Source organism: Roseinatronobacter alkalisoli (genome assembly GCF_028745735.1).
Lineage (GTDB): Bacteria > Pseudomonadota > Alphaproteobacteria > Rhodobacterales > Rhodobacteraceae > Roseinatronobacter > Roseinatronobacter alkalisoli.
On record NZ_JAQZSM010000033.1, the window covers coordinates 1 to 17603 of the forward strand.

A 17603-nucleotide genomic window follows, 5' to 3' on the forward strand; every position below is an offset into this window, starting at 1 on the left:
ATCACGTGGCTGATTCCGATCTCGAGGCGCTGTCGGTGAGTGAGCTGCGCAGATTGCATGATGGACATCGCCAAGTCGATTTCCACCTATGAGCACCGGCAAAAGGCAGAGGCCCGTGCCAAGGTGGAAGCATTCGCCAAGGAGCTGGGCTACTCTCTGGCCGAACTGGTCGGCCGTGATGCAAAACCCACACGCGCACCAGCCGCGCCGAAATACCGCCACCCTGAGAACCCGGCGCTCACCTGGTCCGGCCGGGGGCGTAAACCGCAGTGGTTCGTGGCAGCATTGGAAGTGGGCAAAACTGCAGAGGACATGGCCATTAGCTGAAAGCCATCGCAATCAGGCGCATTGTCACGTTTCACCGAAGCCGCCGCTCGCATGGCCTGTAGCGCGCCACGTTTGACTTACTCAACGGCGGCAGGTCTCGCGCAGTGCGTTCAGCGCAAAACCGACGTAGAGGGCGGAGAGCCGACTGTGACCTCGCACCAGTGCACGCGCAGCATTTGGGCAGAGCGGCCATTCGCTGTGCCCGCCTCTGCCGTCAGTGGTGCGTAAGAAACAGAGGATTCAAACTCACCCCCCCGATGGCCCAGGAAAGTCACCCGTCAGGCTTGTTCTGACCGTTCTACCTGATGCGCGTTTGTGATCATCCGCGCGGTGTGCCCGAAGCAATGTGGTGTTCTTTGGCGTGCTTTGGACGAGTATGATGGCACGTGCCAGTCCAGACGCAGATCCCGAAACGGCCCTGACCCCATCAGAGATCGCCATCCTCGACAGGCTCGTCGGAGATGGTGGCAATCGAGGGGCGAGACCAGGCACGCTTCTGTTCTATCTCACAAAGCTCGCACGTCTCAGCGGTTGTCTCGCCAGAATGTCTGATCCGCCCCCAGGCAACACCGTTATATTGAAGGGGCTGCGCCGCCTCGCAGATATCCAGCTCGGAGCAGAGATTGGACAAGGATCCACTTGTGGGTAATCGCAAGCCCGAAACCACCTTCAACGCACGTCGATTGTCGCGCGGCTCAACGCTTCCTGCGTGTCAAAGTCGAGATAGCGGATCTCGTAGAAACCGGGATCTGCGGGCAGCGTGAACGTGACTTCGCTGCGTTCTTCCGCCGGTTCAGCCGCAATCCATGTGAACAGCGCCTGATCGGCACGCGCCAACGCTATGCGCTGATTGATACCGGTTTCGTTGCCGCTCCAGGTGATTGTGATCGTGGCACCGGGCGCAGCCGTTTGCGGCACTTCGAGCAGGACATCATCCCCAAGGGTGGCTGTCGCATCCAGAACCTCAAAGATGTGGCGACCCAGGGTGACCCGCCCTTCGTCCAGAACATACCGCGCTTCATACATGCCCGTCGTGGCGGGCGCTTCAAAGTCGCGCTGCAATTGTGACTGACCGACACGCGCCCAATCGTCCAATTCTCCCTCGTCCTCCCCGAGCGGCACGATAGTCACGATGTCACGGTCGTTGACCTGATCACTCCAAGTGATCCGAATTTGATCGCCAGCGCGCACAACGTCTGGCCCGGTTACCTCAATCGCGACCGATGTCACCTCGATGACGGCACTTGCGAGTGTTTGGCGGCCCTCGTCGAGGACATAGCGCAGCTCATACATGCCGGGATCGGACGGTGCGCGCAGGTCGGTCTGCGTTGCGGAACTGCCAACGCGTGACCATGTGCCAAGCGCGCCTTCGTCCGCGCCCATCGGGACGATGGTGACGATGTCACGGTCGTTGATCGGCTCGGACCATTGCAGGGTGAAGCTTTCACCGGCACGGATCGTATCGGGGCCGGAGATTGAGGCTTCCGGCGTGGTTACCTCGATGGCGGCGCTGGCGAGTGTTTGGCGGCCTTCGTCGAGGACATAGCGCAGTTCATACATGCCGGGATCGGACGGTGCGCGCAGGTCGGTCTGCGTTGCGGAACTGCCAACGCGTGACCATGTGCCAAGCGCGCCTTCGTCCGCGCCCATCGGGACGATGGTCACGATGTCACGGTCGTTGATCGGGGCGGACCATTGCAGCGTGAAGCTTTCACCTGCGCGGATCGTATCGGGGCCGGAGATTGAGGCTTCCGGCGTGGTTACCTCGATGGCGGCGCTGGCGAGTGTTTGGCGGCCTTCGTCGAGGACATAGCGCAGTTCATACATGCCGGGATCGGACGGTGCGCGCAGGTCGGTCTGCGTTGCGGAACTGCCAACGCGTGACCATGTGCCAAGCGCGCCCTCATCGGCGCCCATCGGGACGATGGTCACGATGTCACGGTCGTTGATCGGGGCGGACCATTGCAGCGTGAAGCTTTCACCTGCGCGGATCGTATCGGGGCCGGAGATTGAGGCTTCCGGCGTGGTCACCTCGATGGCGGCGCTGGCGAGTGTTTGGCGGCCCTCATTGAGGACATAACGCAGCTCATACATTCCGGGATCGGACGGTGCGCGCAGATCAGTCTGCGTAGCGGAACCGCCGACCCGCGACCATGTGCCCAGCTCTCCCTCGTCCGCGCCCATTGGGACGATGGTGACGATGTCACGGTCGTTGATTGGCACGGACCATTGCAGGGTGAAGCTTTCACCCGCGCGGATCGTATCGGGGCCGGAGATTGAGGCTTCCGGCAGGTCTGGTTCGACAACCTCCTCTACCGGTGGCTCATCAATGATCACAGGCTCTGGTTCGGGCGATGAAACGGCATTCATGGCCTCGGCCAGTTCAACACCGGAGTTTGTCTGGAATAGCATTCCACCGGTATGTTCGGGCAGGCAGGAAAGCGTGTTGATATCGTCTTCGGTCATGCCAAAGCCAACCACATGGGCACGAATATCAATCCCTTGTGCTGCGAGATCAACGGCAAGCGCGCAGGGATCACCATCACAATTTTCGAGACCGTCTGTGATCAGGATAAGGTCTGCGGATTCCGCCGTGGCTGGTATCATATCGCGCGCCATCGCCATGGATGCGGTTAGCGGTGTCATGCCTTGCGGATTAAGGCCTTGCAATCTTGCGGCGATCTCTGTGCCGTCATGCTGAGCAAGGGGCGTGATGGTTTCGATATCTGCGCAAGAGCCGCGCTGCCGGTGGCCATAGGCAATGACCGCGAGTGGAATCGTGGTATCGCGACTTTGGAAATAGCTGCTCATCACATCGCGGGCGACTTCGATACGGGTTAAATCACCTTCCAGCCGGTTCCACATTGACCCGGACGCATCAAAGACCATGATCGCGACCCGTTCTGATACCGCATCCTGCGCCGCCAGCGGAGCACCCAGGAAGATGGCACTCAATGCGATTGTGGTCAGCTTAGTCATCTTGTCATCCTTCTTGCCGGTTTGCCGCAGGTTGTCCTGTCAAACTTCATGAAGCAATGTTGCAGGGGCATGTTGAGCCTAGACATCTTTGACAGCAGGCCCTGAAAACCCATTTTACCGTAACCTGCTCAGTTGCGCCCTGACTGATCAGATCTGGTGTTACGCAATCAGATTAATCGACGACATCCAGCAGCGCCCCGTCCGTTTGAACGGGTCGTGCAGCTGTCGACCTGTGCTAGCGATCGAATCGATGATGTTATTTTATGACCTTTGCGCGCGGTTGGTGGTCAAGCGGGAAACTGTCACAGGTCATGTGATTGGCATCGGCCCTATCGCCATCCCGGATATCTGACATGACGGCCTACTCCTTCATCCTCTATTTGCCTGAGGATGACGATGGCGCTTACATCGCCTGTGTATGGCGAAGATATGCTGCTCCAAGACGTGCCTGAAGCCGACGCAGAGGCCAGGCTACTCAATCATCTCTGTGGCCAACTGGGTTTGTAACAGTTCTTCTTCGACCAAGAGATAAATTTCTTCAGGCGGTGTATTCAGAGAATAAACCATCAAACCCGGATTCACCCCCATTTCAATCAGATACTCAAGCGTTTGGCCTTGGCCGTATTGAATGCCCTCGACGGCAAGGAAAACGGGCATGTAGCCTGGCGTCTCATAGTAGTGTTGGTGTAGCCCAAGTGCAGCAGTGCGAGAAACGTGACGATTCTGTCCAGCCGCGAACATATAGGGGCAAGACGAAAGGCATATCATTCCAGGAAGCATAATCGTGTTGGCTTCGGCCTCTCTCAACCCCCTGCCGATTGACAAAGCTTCACTCACGACACCACCCGGACTGTTCAGCGCCACCGTTTCAGGCGGCGTGTTCATGCCTGCCAGGTAGTTCGTGAATCTCTCGCTGTCACCGGAATTGATCGGGCCGTTGAGCAACAAGACCCGCGTGTCGTCAGCGGCGTCCACCATACTGAATTCAAGTCGGGCCGGAAACTCACTGGGCAAGTCAATCGGGGGCCGGTCAGGTCTGTCAGTGAACTCTGGATGGGGTCGCGACGGATCGTATCTGCGCACCTGATCGCCGGGCGAGACAGGCCCGGATGGCAGCGGCGGCTGGCTGCCGACCCGAGGTATCCAACTGCGGTCAATGTCTGCAATCACAAGAAAAACCGCTAGCACCACTTGCGCCACAAGCGCCCATTTCAGGCCCCTGCCAATCGTCATATGTGATACCCTAAACTTGTCTATCACCAAGCCTTACTCCGCCGCCTGCTGCTTCTCCGCCGCGACTTTTTCCAATGGGAGTGTGCGCCGCAAGATCTCGGCATCTGCCGCTCCCATAGATGCCTCCACGTCCTTCATTGCATTGATCGCAGCTTTGAGATCGGCCAAGGTCAAAGTCTCTTCGATACTGATGCCATCTCGGCCATTACGTATCGCGGATTGCGTAATGGCCAAAACAAATACCAGAATACCGGGCAGCAAATCGATTGCGATGGCACCGGCCCAAGACGGAACAAAGTTACCTGCATACTTGATGACAGCGTCAGCACTGGAGATGGGATTGTAAGCGGTTTCTTGCGGCGGATTGATCGCCAGAACCTCGTCCGCGGCGCGTCTCAAAGTTAGACTACGCTGATCAAGAGCATTCAAGACAGAGCCAATTGTCGATGACTGTGCCTCTCGCACAGCAGAGCTCCGACCATCGAGTTCGGGCAAAACGACCGATGCAGGCAGATCCCCGGCAGCGCGCGCGACAAGAGAAGCGACCGAATATTGGTTCAAACTGGTGATAACACCTGCCAAGCGCACGCTTTCTTCGGAGAAAGCGACAGACCGTTGCCTCACGGGACCTGGAGCGACTGTGAGCGCGCGCATCCGACCCAAAATGGCGTTGCCTTCCGCAAACGCTGTCTCGATGAGGGGCTGTTGTGCAGAGATTTGTCCCTCTAGATTGCGCAGCTCTTCGGTTTTTTGAATAAGGACGCGAAAAACCGCTCCTTCGCCTGCAGTCCCAGATAACTCGCCAGACCGCTCCTGAGCGGCCAATGCCTCGAATGTTTCGCGAGCGCGCTGTACTTCTCGACCCAATGCTTGACCCGAAAGCGCTATTTCATGAGACTGCTCAAGTGCAGCTTGATAGTCGCGCACAGTATTTTCCAAGTGTTGCTCAACAGCAGCTGCACCCGCCAGCGCGGCCGCGTTGAGCCAACTTGACATAGCAATGATTGCCAACGACCCAACAAATGTGGAAATAGAAAGCCCGATAAAGCCCGCCGCGCTACGCATCGAGGGTAAGAGCCGCAGCATATAGCTCCAGAACACAAATATGCCGACCGAGACGGCAATGGAGTAAGCAACTGCTGCGAAAAATGACATCGCCCCGGTATCCTCAAGCAGAGAGGAAACACCAAGATACGTGTAGATACCCGATGCAATGGCAAGAACACCAAGTGCCGCCGGTGTGAATGTGTCAAGCCAAACGAGGTGTCCTTCCAGTTCTTTGGCTGTGCGGAGGCCTTTGGCTTCATTTGCTGTAAGTTTTTGTGCTTTTTCGGTCACCCCTGGCCTCTCAAGACATTTCGATGGGAAATTTCCCTATAGCAGACCAAACATGCCACACGACGACGAAATGCAGAAGCTACAATACACAATCAGGTGCTTGGCTGGGCACCTTCTGTGCTAGATTCTCGCCTTTTGTTTGCGCGTCTGCGTATCGCGGTGATCTGTTTAGCCGATCCTAAATGCTTTGGCTCTCCAGTCTGCGGCTCTTGGCGATAAATGATACGGTTGTCCTTGAAAGAAGAGGTTCTGAATGGGTAAACCGATAATTCTCGCAGCTCTGACCCTGTTTGCAGGGCAGCTTGGCAGCGCGATGGCGGATAATCCCGACATCGGGCGCATGTTATACGCTGATCATTGCGCGGCTTGTCACGGGGTGGACCTGGAAGGGGCGCCAGACTGGCAGCGCGCCGGTCCGGATGGGCTGTTTCCTGCGCCACCGCATGACGAGACCGGGCATACATGGCATCACGGCGACGGGATGCTGTTCGAGTATGTCCAGCGCGGGGGACAGGCCATACTGGATGATCTCGGGGTCAGTTTCATCTCTGGCATGCCCGGTTTTGGCGATATCCTGAGCGCGGAGGAAATCGAAGCTATCCTTGCGTTCATCCGCTCGACCTGGCCCGAGCGAATTCAGGAAATTCAGGCCACGCGCACTGCGGAAGAGGGAGAAGACTGAACAGAACCCACCGGCAAGGGTACCCAAAACCCGGCGAAACGCCTGCGCCATTGCCAGAAGTGTCTGTCAAACGGGAGCCAGATCGACCCTCGGCATCGGATGAAATACCTGAGCCACCCAAGGAAACTCGGCCGTTCAGACCTGCGAAAATCCCACAAACGCCAGATGCCCCCCCGACGGAGCTACCCGAAGAGGTCTGAATAGTCCTGCATACGCGAAGAGACTGCTTGGCCAAACACCTGCCCAGAAAGCCCAACAGCACCAGCCTGCGAGCTGGTTTGAATTTCGCATATGGCCGCGCTACCGGCGATCGATCATTTCCGGGCGCTGCGCTGCGGCATTTGTCTGCTGATAGCACGCACATAGTCATCAGAAGCCGTCCCAAACGCCCGGGGTTGTGGCGAGTTCCAGAAGGTTCCCGTCAGGATCACGAAAATACAGGCTATGACCTCCGTTTTTCCAGTCGGATGTCCCCTCAATGGAGATGTCATGCGCGGCCAAGTGTGCGCGCCATGGCTCTATTTCATCTTGCGTCACGGCAAAGGCTATGTGCAATTGCCCTGATCCGTCATGCGGCGGAATCACCCCGCCGGGCGTCTCTACGGCTTCAGTCGTGGCGCCGCGAACAAACAGCAAGAGAACGCTGCGGCCATTGATATTGTAAGCGCACATCCTGTCATCTGCGTGCAGAACCGGCAGGCCCATGATATCGTCATAGAACGCGGTCGCACGGTCAAGGTCATGGACATAAAGCGCTGTCTCGAGGATAGAATGTATCTTGGGCATGACTGGACCTCATTTTTTGGGGGTTGCAAATAAATGTGTACTTGCTGTGCAGGCAATCATCACTGTCCCGGCATGTTTCATCGGAGCGTACTGAAGATGCACATTCCCTGTCGCAGTACATTCAAGTCTATCATCGTTCCCCATGCATTGACCAAGGTTAAAGACAGATGACATCATCCGCGCTAATGACGTGGGCAACCCAAAAGGGCGAAGCGCGGCCAGCCCACCTTTCGCAACTGTTTCCGTCCCATACCAACAGCGCAGACGTTAGCAGGATGGTGATGACGCTAGAAAACTCCAGACTGCCCACGATAGCAGTGGAAAGCTGAACGCAGAACCGCCCCGAAAAACAGACCCCGCCCAAAGAAATCCACGGTCACCACCCCCAACTCCAGCGGCGTCAATCCGACCATGGTGGTCACGACGGTCAGCTGCGCCGGACGGAACCGCTCTTCACCGACCCGAAAGACTGCCTCTGCCGGCGACGGACCCTTCGCGCGGGTTCCATTAAGGCGTCAATCAGCATGATGCTGTTGTTCACCACAATCCCCGCCAGCGCAACAATACTAGTCCCGCTCATTACCACGGAGAAGGCCTCCCGCCGGAGGACCAACGCCAGCAGCACACCCGCCAGCGAAAAAATGATCGCGGACTGCACCAGAATGCCTTGAAGAAATCTGTTGCGCTGTGTCAACGGCGACTACACCGGCGCGGCAGCCCTGTTGGGCAGCTTGGAAAATGCGCAATGGCTGCTGGCCGACCGGCGCTATGAGGCCGACTGGTTCAGAGATGCGTTGAAAGACAAGGAGATAAAGCCTTGTGTCCCGGGGCGAAAGACTAGGGGAAAGGCCGTCAAATACTACTTGGGCCGCTACAAATGCCGCAACAGGGTCGAGATCATGTTCACTCGGCTGAAGGACTGGCGAAGGATTGCGACCCAATATGATCGAAGCTCGAAGGTCTTCCTCTCGGCCATAGCACTCACCATCGTGATGTTCTGGCTATGAAACAAGAACGAGGCCTGACCCAGAGGGGGAGTACTTGACCACCAACGGTTCAAGGTAGCATGATCGACATCGACCTCACGCTCCTGCATAATATCTTCGAGATCAGGATAAGAAACCGGGTAGCGCACATAGAAAAACACCGCGAACAGGATCACCGATTTCGGATAATGTGCGCCTTTGAAATCAACCATTGTGCCGTCCAAGCATCGCTGCGAGCTGATCTCCTGACGCGATGCATCCGCCGCAGCGCCATCAGAAAACCAAAAATCTTTGCAACAGAACCAAGGATATTGTTAAGGTATTTGACTTTCAGGATTACATTCACGGCTTCCAGCCCAGCTAGATTGGCCCCGCTTTTGTCGATAACAATACGATCGGGAACACCATTCATACCGATCGCCCGCCTGAAAGCCCCACGCGGCAACTTTGTCGCGGCGCTCAGATAGCATGAAATGAAGGGACTTCTGTCGCAGACACATCGTAGCAGTACTTGTCCAAATATTCGCGTTAGCGCTGCCCGTCAGCGGCCATGGGCAGGTTAATGCCAGTCGTCGTGACCTGCAAAAGGCTTTGGCGCGGCTTTGCCCAGCCAAAATCGACCGAGAAAACGGTCTCATTATCTGTCTTTATCCTACGCATTTGCATGTCGCTTTCGGCCCAAGCATAGCCGAGCCAGAATTCGAGGTTATCAACAGTGTTGGTTTTGGGCGCGACAGGGGATTCTGCATAAGGCCACTTCTCATCAAGAGGTACAGGCAGCAACACTTGCCCTGTCAGTCGTTCACCTGGCGGCAACAGGCGCGCATAGGGCAGCTCGGGGGCCTCCAGCAGCATGCCTTCTGGAATTGGTGGAACATATTTCGCAACTATGTAGCGTCCGTCCGCCTCCAGCCAGCGCCACGCTAAATCCGGAACGACGCTGCGTTCACCCGAGCGGGCGGTCCTGTATAGGCGATCAAAGACCAGCAAAGTCTCGGAGCTCCGGTTTTCCACATTATATCTGGCGGCGAGGTGATCTTCCGCAAGGGACCACTCAATCTGCAACCTCACCGCGCTTTCGTCAAAATTTGACATTATGCTCTCCTCTTGCGCCGAAACGCTTGTGCCCCAGACACTCAGTAGCAGTGCACAAAGCAAGTTCTTCATCACATAGCGCCACCAGTGCTGCCAAAACCATGGTCTGACGGGACCCTGCCGGCGTCGCGCCATCTTGGCTGGCTGGCGCTTATACCTGTCTCTGACCTCACGATCAGTAACGTGGCCGCTGTGGTTCGCCAAGGTCATTGCGAATCTGGTTCTCCGTATGCGGTGCATCTGCAAAATCGCCTAGCCCCACCGCTTCAAGTTCGTAGTGGGGTGTTCCATCCACCTCGGCCCTGTCCAACCTGCCGTTCTGCACTTGGTCCACATGGACCAACTCATGCCCCAGGCCCACGATCGGAGGACGCGTCATCCAGTCTTCTGATCCATCGCCGATCTGTGTGCGCTCGGGGTTGTAGTTTACTGTCGACGGAGACCCCGCACCAGCAGCTCCATCGTCGTTCAACCATGCATCCCCAGTGAATCCCGTAACTGAATTTCCCCCATTGGTCTCGACGATACGGACAGGTTTATCACTCTGCATGATAGTAGAAATCAGGCTGCTTCCCGTGGGGGTTCCGTTCAGCATCGCAAGATCATCAAGGGTGGTCTCCACGAAATCCTTACTGCCCTCAATCGATATATTGTCGCCCAATTGCGCTACATACGATCCGTCATCCTTGATCGAGAGCGAGACAGGACCCACGGGCACGGGCATCACTGGCGGCGGCGGTGCGGCGACCCCGGCCAACCCGATCAATACCGTGGGAAAACCTGTCGTGATCACCCCACCCTTAGCTGTCGGGTCGCCCATGCGCGCGGCAGGCAACCCGCCGATCAGAACCGTAGGCGAGCCAAAGATGATGGCATCGACTGGCGCGGGCGGCGGCCCAATGCAGGCGCACAGATCCGTCATCCGCGCGGCAGGCATGAAGCCGATCAAAACATTGACTGCACAAGGCGGAATGATGGGCAAACCGGGCGGGGGTGCCATCGGGCAGGTATGCAGATCAGTCACCCGTGCGGCAGGTGGCATGGCGAAGCTCCGCGTTGAAAACCCCTGAGGTCTGCGTATAAAAAAGGGAGATGGAAAAACGAAATTGAACAGCACTCAGTATATCAAAAAGCACGCGCACTGTCATCTTACAACTAAGGCCTGTTGACGTTCAGGATTTCTATTTGGTGTGAGTTCTGATTCAAGGTTGCAAACAGAGGAGAGCAGCCTTGACCCGACGTGCCCTGACCGACGCCCATTGGGCGATCATTGAACCCTTCTGCCTTGGCAAGCAAACCGACCCCGGCCAGACCGGACGCGATCCGCGTTGTTCATGGAAGCGGTCTTGTGGATTGTGCGCACGGGCGCGCAGTGGTGCGAATTGCCTGCTGAATCCGGGCATTGGAACTCGGTCTTCAAACGCTTCCGGCGGTGGGTCAAGGTCAATGTATTTTACAATATGTTCGGAGCGTTATCTTCCGCCCCCAATCTCGAATACGCGATGATTGATGGCTCATTCGTCAAGGTCCATCGCTCGGGCCAGGGCGCTAAAGGGGGACTCTCAGCCAGGCCATAGGGCGCTCGCGCGGTGGTATCACCACCAAAATACTGGCGCTGACCGACAGCTTGGGGAACCTCGCCGATTTCAGGCTGATGCCCGGGCAGGCGCATGACCTGCGCGCCGTGTCGGATTTGATCGAAGGTCTGGCCGCCGATCACCTGCTCGCTGACCGCGCGTTTGACGCAGACAGGCTGCGCACTGCCCTCGCTGAACGCAACGTTACCCCTATCATCCCGCCAAAATCAAACAGGCGTTTCCCCGCGACATTCGACAACGAGACTTACAAATGGCGGCACCTGATCGAAAATTACTTCGGGAAGCTCAAGGCAAACAGGGCCATCGCAATGCGATCATGCAAAACAGATCAGAGCTTCAGCGCCTTCATCTCGCATGCAGCAACCATCATTCAAATCAGGTGAACGTCAACAGGCCCGAATGAAGCATGCCTAATGTTCGCCACCTGACACAAGATTCCCGCTAGCGGCGTTACGTGCCATATCTTGGGGATGAAATATGATGACATTTGCCCATATCTCGGCCCCACCGACCGTTCAGCGCGTAAAGCCCTGATCACCAACCGCAACACGCCGCGCAAGCTTGTCTGGCGGGCCCGGATCGTGCTGGCCACGGCTGACGGTCATCTGTTCGAGACCGTCCTGCAACACTGCATGGATGAAGGTTTGGTCGGCGGTCATAGCTTCGGCGTCGATGCCAGCCTGATCCGGGCGAATGCCAATCAGACCCGCGCATCGACAGCAAGGAAGGCCTGCCGCCCGACCTCACGTCCCACGCCGAGGACGAATATCTTGAAACACTCGACGATGCGGCCTTCGGCGCAGCGACCGCCGCCATTCCCAAATACATCTCGCCGGTGGACCCGGCCGCTCGCAGGACGGGTGCCGATGGCGGTGCCGCCTACTGTGCCTATTCCACCAACTATCTGGTGGATCTGGACAATGCCGTGATCGTGGATATCGAACCCACAGCTCCAATCCGGCCAGCGGAGGCGCGTGCCGCTCGGGACATGATCGACCGGGTGAAGGCACGCTTCGGCATCAAACCTGGTAAGCTGGTCGGCGATATTGTCTACGGATCGGCCGAGATGCTGGGCTGGCTGGTGGAGGACCGCAAGATCGCACCTCACATCCCGGTCTGGGACAAATCGAAACGCACCGACGGCACCTTCTCGCGGGAGGAGTTTGCCTACGATGCGACCGCCGACAGGTATACATGCCTTGCCGGAAATACGCTCGAGACGTCCCGCCGTAAATTCTCGAAGCCGCGCCCCACGAATGTCAGCAAAACCGACGCCTACATGACCTCGTTCAGGCAAAAGCGAAAGGTCGAGATGCTCTTTGCACATCTGAAGCGATACATCGGGCTGAGAATGATACGACTGCGTGGACCCAAAGGCGCAACCGAGCAATTCCAGCTCGCCGCAACCGCCCAGAATCTCCGCAAACTGGCCAAATTGGTGCCCCAGCCAGACCCCGCATGAGCGGGACTGGCAATCGGCCCGCTTTGGATGCCAGTCAGAACGCTTCGAACGTCGACTTTTTCAACAGTATCTCCGCAACGCCGTCCCTCACGGGGACTTGCCAAATTCCTGCGCGAGAACAGCTCGCGCGCGCTCGATACCCGCTTGCGTCAGGGTCAGCGATTTCGCCTTGCGCCTTGGGTCTTCGATCAGGCCCTTGTCGTGCAGACGGTTCGTGATGTCCCAATCGACCCCTTTCCAGACCTGAGTGCCATAATGCAGGGTCAGGCTGAGGATCGCGAGGGCTGCGTCATCGATCTTGTCAGTGTCAAGTGTCATCTCTCCCTCGTCTTTGACCTGGTTTCTGGTCCGTTTTGCACGCGCGCACGTCATGCATATCCCCGCCGCTGTTTCACGCGTGCAAGTTTCATCAGTGCGGTCACCGCCCGCCCTTCATCAGAGTGCTGTTCAACCATCATCTGTCCGCGCGCACCGATCCGCCCCGTTCGCGCACGAGGCTGGTACCGCCAAAGAGATCAGGCTGGATGCTCATACGGTAAAACCGCCGCATGTTGCGCGCGGGAACAATCCGGCGCATCTGCAGCTCGGTCGGGAAGATCTCCAGTTGGTTGATGCTATGAGACATGTCGCAATCCAGCAGGGCTTTCTCCGATGATATCAGGTGGACGCTGTTGCTTCCACCTTGATTTCCTCGCGAGGAGAAAAGGGGGCTCACGCCCCCTTCTCGAACTTCATGACCGGAATACCCAGCTTGCGGGCCTTGTCGGCGAGGTTCTCCTGGATGCCATTGCCCGGGAAGACCAACACACCCACGGGCAGCACGTCAAGCATCGCGTCGTTGCGCTTGAAGGGCGCGGCCTTGGCGTGCTTGGTCCAGTCAGGCTTGAAGGCCACCTGCGTCACACCCCTCGCCTCGGCCCATTTGGCGGCGATGAGCTCTGCGCCCTTGGGGCTTCCCCCATGCAGAAGGACCATGTCGGGATATTTCGTCCGGACCTGATCGAGCTTGCCCCAGATCAGGCGGTGATCGTTGAAGTCGGTCCCACCGGTGAGGGCGACCTTGGGGCCTGCGGGCAGCATCACTTCGGTCTCTGCACGGCGCTTGGCGGCCAAAAAGTCGCGGCTGTCGACCAGCGCCGCGGTCATATGCTGGCGGTTCACCTTTGATCCGGTACGGGGACGCCAGGTCGATCCCGTGTGATGGACGAACTCGTTCGCGGCGTGATCGCGCATCATGTCCATGCAGTTGCGCCGCTCAATGAGGCTCACACCTTCGGCCGTCAGGCGCTCGAGCTCTTTGGACTTCACCTCGGAGCCATCCTGTTCCCGCTGGAGGCGGCGCTGCGCCTGCTCGTTCTCATCGAGCGACCGCTCGATCCGCGCTGTGGCGCGGTGGAAAAGGTTGACCTGGCCCCAGAGCACTTCCTCAATGTCGGGTTCCATGCGAGTGTCTTCCAGGGTCGCGACAAGGGCATCGAAGATGTCTGCGACGGCGACCGCAAGGCGCTGCGCATCGGGCATCGGGCGCGGATCGGGCTCGTCAAAGGGGCGGTAGCCGTAAAGCTGCAACTCGTCGAGCGCATGGGCCGTCTGGGATGCGGTGTGGGCGGGTTCATACGCGTCGTCATGGGTGTGGATCGTCATCGGTTTCTTGCCTCCGGGTCTCAACTCGTCCGCGCGACAACCCGCGCGGCCTTCATGGGCAGCTCTGAGCCGTCATGGCGGACGCCACTTCACCCCGCCTTCGGGGCCGAAACGCAGTGAAGGAGGGCAGCAGGCGGGCTATTTGTTTCGCGATGCAAAGCGGGGCGCGCCCCGCAGCGGAAATAGCCTGCCTGCCGCCCTTGAGGGGGCGGACCCTTTGACGGCAGCACGCCCATCTCTGAGAAGGCCGCGCAGGGCAGTCGTGGGGATGAGATTTACCCGGAAAGCGGCAATGACGACGCTCCACACCCACGACAGGACTGCAGGGCCCCTGCCCCCGCAGCCCGGCCCGGACCGCCCCTTGCGGCGTTGCTCAGCCCAACAGGCGCTGCCGATCCTTTGGCCCGATCTGACCTGCCAGATGCTGGCGCAGCGCTTCCTTGCCCTTCGCCCGGAGATCATCGTTGAAATCCCCGAGTTGAGGCTCGAGCACATGGCAACAAATTCCGACCTCGGTGGCTCTGGCGCTCAACCTCTCTGCCGCGCGTTGCCCGGCCGGATCGCGGTCGATAGCGATGTAGAGGCGTTGCACCCCATCCGGCAGAAGGACCGCCCCGAGGTGACCCGATGAGAGCGCCGCCCAGACAGGAAGGCCGGGGGCCGCCTCGGACAGGGACAGCATGGTTTCGATGCCTTCGCCGACCACGAGAATGTCGTCATGCGGGGTCAGCCGGACGGCATTGCCTAGGATGTGACCCATGGCCCGCCGCTGCGTTTCGACGGTCGCCTTTCCTTGTCCGTCAGGTGCCAACCAGGTGCGATGCACACCCTTCAAGACCCCTGCCCCATCGGTGACCGCCGCGATCAGCGCTGGTCTGGGGATGCCTTTGGTCTGGCCTTCATCCCGATGCCAGCACTTCGGATGGAAGCGCAGCGCGCTCATCTTGCCGCCTCGTGCGACGCCTCGGGCGCGCAGATAGGTGTCGGCAAGCGTGCCTACGATCGGCTTTGAGGCCGCGAACAGGCGCGCCACCGCCGCTGGCGTGCCACCGGGGGCCTGGGCCTTCTTCGGCACTGGCGTATCCGGGAGAACCGGCGTTGGGCGGCCAAGATGCGCCCGGGCCTCGTCGAGGAGTTCGGGAAACCGCGTGATCCCCGTGCGCGCGCGGATGATGTCCAGAAGATCGCCAAATTCTGACGTGGCTGAATCCTGCCATTTCCCGCGCGCGCCCGGCCCGGAGGTCGGGCCCGTGAGGCGCACAAAGAGCGAGCGGCCCGCAGTGTTTTGCAGGTCGCCCACCATCCAGTAAGACCCTTCCCGCCGACCAGCGGGAAGGTAATGGCGACACACGCCTTCCGCGTCCTGCGCAAGCGCGCGCAGAAGCTCTTCAGTTTCAACGGACATGAGATGCGCCCTTTTCAACTATTGCGTGCATGTAGGCCAGTGACCGGCACGCGCGCAAGCAGGCGCTCCAGCACCGAAATGCCACTCGGATCCACCGGGCAGAACAGGCGCAGCTTCCAAGCGATGATCTCCGAGAAGAAGCCATCGGCCTTCAGCCTGTCCTTGGCGGCCTCAGAAAATCTCGACAGCTCGATCCGGTTCACCCCCATGACGCGCGAGCGGTGCAACTCCATCCCTTCGGCCAAGCGCACGACAGTCTTGCCTTCAAGAACGAGGGCATGGACCTGCGCCGCCGTGAACTTCGGCGCATCGGTCGCCAGCGTAGCAGCAACCCATGCGGGCGAAACGCGGCGGCCGATGATGCGTTGACCGTCATCGGTCTGCAGCCCGTAGACGCGGGTTTCATCTTGGGGGAGTTGCTTCCAGATCGGCAGCAAGAGGCCCGCCACGATGTGCAGCGTGGATTCCGTGAACTCGGGGACTTCGGCCAGTTCCGGGGCCCACGCGGCGGTGAATGCCGCGCGGTCGGCCTCGAGCCAATGCGTGTCCTCCATGATCCTGGCAGGCACGGTGCTGGAATCAAGCGGGCGTATCAGCCGCAGGCGCGGTTGAATCGTACCGTCGTCCAGCATCAGGCTGGTCGCGGGCACCTGCACTGCCGCCCGGCCCGAGCGGCTGTTGACCAGCAGGCGTGCCTTTAGGTCGTCGAGCCAGTCGAGCGCATCCGCCAGTGACAGCGGTGTATTGCGCTGCTTTTGCGCGATGGTCAGGAGCTGAGTTTCGGCGCCAGAGCCGGGATGGGTGTAGATCACCCGCGCATCCGTAACGCGGAAGCTCTCGGCGCGAAGCGTCTCAAGCCCGAGGTCGTAGACCCCGGCGACGATCGCCCCTTCGATCCGTTGGTCGAGAAGTTCCTCGAAGGCCGAGAAGAGCACGGCCTGCATGTTGATCGTCAGCGCCAGCAGGCGATTGAGGAAGGTCGTGATCGGGGGCAGGTCGTCCTTCAGCCCATTGTCATCGGTCAGGCTGAGACCTGTCGCGTCCTCAAACGCCATCAGCGAGCAGCCCGCCACATCGCCTCGATAGATGCGGCGATAAAGCTGACGCAGCGCGTCGCGAGCATAGGGGGACTCGAGGTTGTCCTCAGGCCGGAACAGCCCCTGCCCGCCGGTCTGACGTTGGCCGCGTGTGATGGCACCCAGCGTGTCGAGGCGGCGCGCGATGGTGGAGAGGAACCGTTTCTCCGCCTTCACATCGGTGGCCACGGGGCGGAACAGCGGTGGTTGCGCCTGATTGGTGCGGTTGGTGCGGCCCAGTCCCTGAATCGCGGCATCGGCTTTCCAACCGGGTTCCAGCAGATAATGCACCCGCAGACGCTGGTTCTTTGCCCCGAGATCAGCGTGATAGCTGCGCCCCGTGCCGCCTGCGTCCGAGAAGATCAGGATGCGCTTCTGGTCATCCATGAAGGCGGCGGTTTCCGCGAGGTTGGCAGACCCGGCGCGAGAGTCGACCACGAGGCGCGCGGCAGCTCCCTCGCCTTTCCTCACAATGCGGCGCGAGCGGCCCGTGACTTCCGCCACCAGATCGGTGCCGAAGCGCTGGACGATCTGGTCCAGCGCCCCGGGCACGGGCGGCAGCGAGGCCAGATGCTCGATCAGCGCGTCGCGCCTGCAGGCGGCCTCGCGGCATTCCACCGGCTGGCCATCGCGCACGACGGGCCGGGAAGACAGATTGCCCTCGCTGTCGGTGAAGGGCTCGTAGAGCTGCACCGGGAAGGAATGGGCGAGGTAGTCCAGGCAAGCATATGCCGCGTCGGCATTATGCTGAGTTCGTGGTTTCAAGCTCTTGCTCTTCTGATTCATTTTCGGGTTTCCGCTTTGGATAATCATGATGCCTCTGCTCTTAACCGCAGAAGGACATGCCCCATGAACTCCCCCTCCAACTCTCCGCTCGGCGGCCGAGCCGGCGATTGGGTTGACCTGCTTACGCCAGCCACTTTTCCGCATTATGCTGGACAGGACGGAAAGGTTTGGGTGGTAATCGCGGGTGGCAGACAAGGGCGACATCG

13 protein-coding genes and 7 pseudogenes are annotated in these 17603 nt (G+C 59.2%); 5 read left to right on the forward strand and 15 right to left on the reverse strand.

Translation table 11 applies throughout. The annotated features are described in order from the left end of the window. The first annotated feature begins 5 nt into the window (after window positions 1-5). Window positions 6-327: pseudogene (locus tag PUT78_RS20180) on the forward strand (H-NS histone family protein). A 669-nt stretch (window positions 328-996) separates the two neighbouring features. On the opposite strand, the gene PUT78_RS20185 reads toward PUT78_RS20180, so the two are convergent. The 3 genes from PUT78_RS20185 to PUT78_RS20195 form a co-directional block, all read right to left on the reverse strand. Further along, window positions 997-3306, reverse strand: a complete 2310-nt coding sequence (locus PUT78_RS20185; protein WP_274354068.1) for a vWA domain-containing protein — start codon at window positions 3304-3306, stop codon at window positions 997-999. Window positions 3307-3777: 471 nt separating this feature from the next. Further along, entirely contained in the window at window positions 3778-4539 is a 762-nt protein-coding gene (locus PUT78_RS20190; RefSeq protein WP_274354069.1) for a COG3904 family protein, read from the reverse strand. Window positions 4540-4572: 33 nt separating this feature from the next. Then, window positions 4573-5877, reverse strand: coding sequence for a hypothetical protein (locus PUT78_RS20195; RefSeq protein ID WP_274354070.1), 1305 nt, complete (start codon window positions 5875-5877; stop codon window positions 4573-4575). Window positions 5878-6130: 253 nt separating this feature from the next. Here PUT78_RS20195 and PUT78_RS20200 point away from each other — a divergent pair, with 253 nt between their 5' ends. Beyond that, window positions 6131-6559, forward strand: a complete 429-nt coding sequence (locus PUT78_RS20200; RefSeq protein WP_274354071.1) for a c-type cytochrome — start codon at window positions 6131-6133, stop codon at window positions 6557-6559. Between the two features lie 369 nt (window positions 6560-6928). Here PUT78_RS20200 and PUT78_RS20205 read toward each other — a convergent pair whose 3' ends face one another. Then, window positions 6929-7345 carry a VOC family protein gene (locus PUT78_RS20205; RefSeq protein ID WP_274354072.1) on the reverse strand — a complete coding sequence of 139 codons (417 nt, stop codon included), beginning with the start codon at window positions 7343-7345 and terminating at the stop codon, window positions 6929-6931. A 427-nt stretch (window positions 7346-7772) separates the two neighbouring features. Continuing rightward, the gene (locus PUT78_RS20210; RefSeq protein ID WP_274354093.1) at window positions 7773-8039 is read right to left on the reverse strand and encodes a hypothetical protein; all 267 of its coding nucleotides are present in this window, start codon (window positions 8037-8039) and stop codon (window positions 7773-7775) included. Window positions 8040-8043: 4 nt separating this feature from the next. Here PUT78_RS20210 and PUT78_RS20215 point away from each other — a divergent pair. Beyond that, window positions 8044-8352, forward strand: a pseudogene (locus PUT78_RS20215) (transposase); the annotation flags it as partial. Window positions 8353-8393: 41 nt separating this feature from the next. On the opposite strand, the pseudogene PUT78_RS20220 reads toward PUT78_RS20215, so the two are convergent. The 4 genes and pseudogenes from PUT78_RS20220 to PUT78_RS23750 form a co-directional block, all read right to left on the reverse strand. Then, window positions 8394-8543: pseudogene (locus tag PUT78_RS20220) on the reverse strand (IS6 family transposase); the annotation flags it as partial. Window positions 8544-8635: 92 nt separating this feature from the next. Beyond that, window positions 8636-8816, reverse strand: a pseudogene (locus PUT78_RS20225) (IS6 family transposase); the annotation flags it as partial. A 43-nt stretch (window positions 8817-8859) separates the two neighbouring features. Continuing rightward, window positions 8860-9426 carry a hypothetical protein gene (locus PUT78_RS20230; RefSeq protein WP_274354073.1) on the reverse strand — a complete coding sequence of 189 codons (567 nt, stop codon included), beginning with the start codon at window positions 9424-9426 and terminating at the stop codon, window positions 8860-8862. 175 nt (window positions 9427-9601) lie between these two features. Continuing rightward, window positions 9602-10468: a M91 family zinc metallopeptidase gene (locus tag PUT78_RS23750; protein WP_337994708.1), complete on the reverse strand. Its 867-nt coding sequence runs from the start codon at window positions 10466-10468 to the stop codon at window positions 9602-9604. Window positions 10469-10656: 188 nt separating this feature from the next. Here PUT78_RS23750 and PUT78_RS20245 point away from each other — a divergent pair. Beyond that, window positions 10657-11407: pseudogene (locus PUT78_RS20245) on the forward strand (IS5 family transposase). A 132-nt stretch (window positions 11408-11539) separates the two neighbouring features. Here the strand turns inward: PUT78_RS20245 and PUT78_RS20250 are convergent. Continuing rightward, entirely contained in the window at window positions 11540-11683 is a 144-nt protein-coding gene (locus tag PUT78_RS20250; RefSeq protein WP_274354074.1) for a hypothetical protein, read from the reverse strand. 176 nt (window positions 11684-11859) lie between these two features. On the opposite strand from PUT78_RS20250, the gene PUT78_RS20255 reads away from it, so the two are divergent. Continuing rightward, window positions 11860-12486: a transposase gene (locus PUT78_RS20255; RefSeq protein WP_274354075.1), complete on the forward strand. Its 627-nt coding sequence runs from the start codon at window positions 11860-11862 to the stop codon at window positions 12484-12486. A gap of 87 nt (window positions 12487-12573) precedes the next feature. Here the strand turns inward: PUT78_RS20255 and PUT78_RS20260 are convergent, their stop codons facing one another. The 5 genes and pseudogenes from PUT78_RS20260 to PUT78_RS20280 form a co-directional block, all read right to left on the reverse strand. Continuing rightward, window positions 12574-12804, reverse strand: coding sequence for a DUF6429 family protein (locus PUT78_RS20260; RefSeq protein ID WP_274354076.1), 231 nt, complete (start codon window positions 12802-12804; stop codon window positions 12574-12576). 50 nt (window positions 12805-12854) lie between these two features. Then, window positions 12855-13111, reverse strand: a pseudogene (locus tag PUT78_RS20265) (WGR domain-containing protein). Window positions 13112-13197: 86 nt separating this feature from the next. Further along, a complete protein-coding gene (locus PUT78_RS20270) occupies window positions 13198-14130 on the reverse strand; it encodes a DUF2493 domain-containing protein (RefSeq protein WP_274354077.1) in 933 nt (310 codons plus the stop codon). A 373-nt stretch (window positions 14131-14503) separates the two neighbouring features. Then, on the reverse strand, window positions 14504-15535 hold the full coding sequence (locus PUT78_RS20275; protein ID WP_274354078.1) for a DUF7146 domain-containing protein: 1032 nt from the start codon (window positions 15533-15535) through the stop codon (window positions 14504-14506). Window positions 15536-15549: 14 nt separating this feature from the next. Further along, window positions 15550-17331, reverse strand: a pseudogene (locus tag PUT78_RS20280) (strawberry notch C-terminal domain-containing protein); the annotation flags it as partial. Window positions 17332-17603: the final 272 nt, after the last annotated feature.

Excerpts from the sequence above, each read along its gene's own strand:
- PUT78_RS20260 (WP_274354076.1), bottom strand. The coding sequence starts at position 12,804 with ATGACACTTGACACTGACAAGATCGATGACGCAGCCCTCGCGATCCTC.
- PUT78_RS20205 (WP_274354072.1), bottom strand. The coding sequence starts at position 7,345 with ATGCCCAAGATACATTCTATCCTCGAGACAGCGCTTTATGTCCATGAC.
- PUT78_RS20200 (WP_274354071.1), top strand. The coding sequence starts at position 6,131 with ATGGGTAAACCGATAATTCTCGCAGCTCTGACCCTGTTTGCAGGGCAG.
- PUT78_RS20230 (WP_274354073.1), bottom strand. The coding sequence starts at position 9,426 with ATGTCAAATTTTGACGAAAGCGCGGTGAGGTTGCAGATTGAGTGGTCC.
- PUT78_RS23750 (WP_337994708.1), bottom strand. The coding sequence starts at position 10,468 with ATGCCACCTGCCGCACGGGTGACTGATCTGCATACCTGCCCGATGGCA.
- PUT78_RS20190 (WP_274354069.1), bottom strand. The coding sequence starts at position 4,539 with ATGACGATTGGCAGGGGCCTGAAATGGGCGCTTGTGGCGCAAGTGGTG.
- PUT78_RS20275 (WP_274354078.1), bottom strand. The coding sequence starts at position 15,535 with ATGTCCGTTGAAACTGAAGAGCTTCTGCGCGCGCTTGCGCAGGACGCG.
- PUT78_RS20250 (WP_274354074.1), bottom strand. The coding sequence starts at position 11,683 with ATGACCGCCGACCAAACCTTCATCCATGCAGTGTTGCAGGACGGTCTC.
- PUT78_RS20270 (WP_274354077.1), bottom strand. The coding sequence starts at position 14,130 with ATGACGATCCACACCCATGACGACGCGTATGAACCCGCCCACACCGCA.
- PUT78_RS20185 (WP_274354068.1), bottom strand. The coding sequence starts at position 3,306 with ATGACTAAGCTGACCACAATCGCATTGAGTGCCATCTTCCTGGGTGCT.